Consider the following 2,523-nt stretch of genomic DNA (forward strand, 5'->3'; position numbering starts at 1 on the left):
GGCGAAGGGTTTCGGGTGCCGGCAGGCGTACGAAAGCCTCTCATGCAGGAAGCCGCGGGCCACGGTCGATGGCTATGGGGATTTCGATGTGCGGCCGATGTCGGCGATGGCGCGACTGCCACTGGGGAGCGTGAGGATGGACGCGGACTGAAGGCTTCTTTGCGCCGCCGCGCGGTGTTGTCGGCCCTGCACCCGACTCGTCGCGACCCTTTCGGCAGCGATAGTCACCATGGACGTGCGTCGCCACGTTGCCGGCGGCGGGAAGCCTCCGGCTGATGCCAGGACCAGGTCATGCCGGGTCATGGAGCGGTCTCCCGGTTCGTCGCCGCTGCGTCTGGCGGTCCACGCGGCTGCCTCCAGCGTTCGAACACCTCAATGACGATCATGCGTCCGCCGCAGCAGGGGCATGGCGGGCGGTAGTCGTCCGGTTCGCCCGTTGCGTCAGCATCGGGGGGCGGTGCGACATCCAGGAGTTCGCGCGCCAGCGCGAGGCTGGCCTTACGGGCCGAGCCGGCGAGTAGGCCGTAATGCCGGATGCGGTGGAATCCGCGCGGCAGGACATGGAGCAGGAAGCGGCGGATGAACTCGTCGACCGCGAGCGCCATCACCTGCTGGCGATCGGTTCCGGTGCGACGGTAGTCCTTGTAGCGGAAGGTGATGCTATTCTCGTCGAAGGCGATCAGGCGACTGTTCGAGATCGCCACCCTGTGGGTATAGCGCGACAGGTAGGCGAGCACCGCTTCCGGTCCGGCGAACGGCGCCTTGGCGTAGACGACCCAGCGCTTTGTCCGAACAGGAGCCAGGTGACGCAGGAATGCTCGGCGGTCGGCGAGATGAGCAAGAGCGCCGAAGAAGGTTAGCCTGCCAGCGTCGTGCAGAGCGACCAGTCGGGTGAGAAACAGGCGGCGGAACAGCTTGCCGAGCACGCGCACGGGAAGCAGGAAGGCTGGGCGTGAAGATATCCAGCGGCTTGCGTCAGGCGCGATGCCGCCGCCGGGCACGATCATGTGCACGTGCGGATGGTGGGTCATCGCCGACCCCCAGGTGTGGAGCACGGCGGTGATGCCGATGCGCGCGCCGAGATGCTTGGGATCAGCAGCGATCGTCAGCATCGTCTCCGACGCCGCCTTGAACAAAAGGTCGTAGACCAGCCCCTTGTTCTGGAACGCAATGTCGGCGACCTCGGCCGGAAACGTGAACACGACGTGGAAGTATCCGACCGGCAGCAGGTCGGCCTCGCGCTCGGCAAGCCACGTCCGCGCCGCCCCGCCCTGGCACTTCGGGCAGTGCCGGTTGCGGCAGGAGTTGTAGGCGATGCGCCACTGGCCGCAGTCCTCGCAGGCCTCGATGTGACCGCCGAGAGCCGCGGTGCGGCAATTCTCGATTGCCGACATGACCTTGAGCTGGGCGAGGCTCAGATGCCCGGCATGAGCGGCCCGATACGTAGGCCCTGCTGAGCGGAAGATGTCGGCGACCTCGATCGAGGCGCGCACGGTTCAGCCGGGCGGCGTCTTGCCCTCCATCAGCGCCATCAGCCGGTCGAGCGGCCCGGTGACAGCGTGTATCGTCCGGGTCGAGACTTTGGCGTAGAGAGCGGTCGTCTCAAGCTTGCTGTGGCCGAGCAGCACCTGGATGACGCGGATATCGACGTCCTGTTCGAGCAGGTGGGTGGCGAAGCTGTGACGCAGCGTGTGCGGGCTGACCCGCTTGCGGATGCCGGCGACCTCGGCGGCCTCCTGGACGGCGCGGTGCAGTTGCCGCGACGAGACCGGATCGGTGCGGCTACGGCCAGGGAACAGCCAGCCATGCGGAAGCATGACCCCGCGCCGCCTGCCTTCGCGCCACCACAGCCGCAGCAGTTCCAGGAGCTGCGGCGAGAGCATCGCATTGCGATCCTTGCGGCCCTTGCCTTGCTCGACACGGAGCAGCATGCGTCCCGAGTCGACGTCATCGACCTTGAGGTGGGCGACCTCGGACACGCGCAGACCCGCGCCATACGCAACACCGAGCGCGGCCTTGTACTTGAGGCCGGGTACGGCTTCGAGCAGCCGCCCCGCTTCCTCCACGCTGAGCACATCCGGAAGCTCGCGGTGATAGCGGGTGATCACCAACGCGCGTGACAGATCCCGGCGCTGCAGTGTCACCAGAAACAGGAACCGCAGCGCCGAGACAGTGCTGTTGATGGTGGCAGGCCCTACGCCATTCTCATGCTGATCCAGCTGGAAACGGCGGATATCCTCCGGCGTCGCGGTGTCGGGTGAGCGGCCGATAAACGCGACGAAGCGCCGGACGTGACGAACGTAGTCCTGCCGCGTGTGGGAGCCGAGACCCCGCATGAGCATGTCGTGCTGCATGCGCTGGCGAAGCGGCGAGATAGGTGCATCGGTCGACGGGGTAGCCATGGCGAGTTCCTCTAGTTGAAGGGAACTCCATGGTCGGCTCGCCCGCCGCCACCTGCTCAAAGGCTACGAATACTACGCCATCTCAGGCCAAGGCGCCCCTCCCGCGAAGCGGGTTCGTGCA

At 66.7% G+C, this 2,523-nt stretch carries 2 protein-coding genes; both read right to left on the reverse strand.

Annotated elements, in window-relative coordinates; all coding sequences use genetic code 11:
• Positions 1 to 299 precede the first annotated feature (299 nt).
• Entirely contained in the window at positions 300 to 1,493 is a 1,194-nt protein-coding gene (locus tag ABMA32_RS24260; RefSeq protein ID WP_349016335.1) for an IS91 family transposase, read from the reverse strand.
• A 3-nt stretch (positions 1,494 to 1,496) separates the two neighbouring features.
• On the reverse strand, positions 1,497 to 2,402 hold the full coding sequence (locus ABMA32_RS24265) for a tyrosine-type recombinase/integrase (RefSeq protein WP_349016336.1): 906 nt from the start codon (positions 2,400 to 2,402) through the stop codon (positions 1,497 to 1,499).
• Positions 2,403 to 2,523 lie beyond the last annotated feature (121 nt).

The sequence above is a fragment of the Mesorhizobium quangtriensis genome, assembly GCF_040081925.1.
Taxonomy (GTDB): domain Bacteria; phylum Pseudomonadota; class Alphaproteobacteria; order Rhizobiales; family Rhizobiaceae; genus Mesorhizobium_K; species Mesorhizobium_K quangtriensis.

What these genes read in the sequence shown, in the direction of transcription:
- ABMA32_RS24265 (WP_349016336.1), bottom strand. Translation starts at nt 2,402, where the DNA reads ATGGCTACCCCGTCGACCGATGCACCTATCTCGCCGCTTCGCCAGCGC.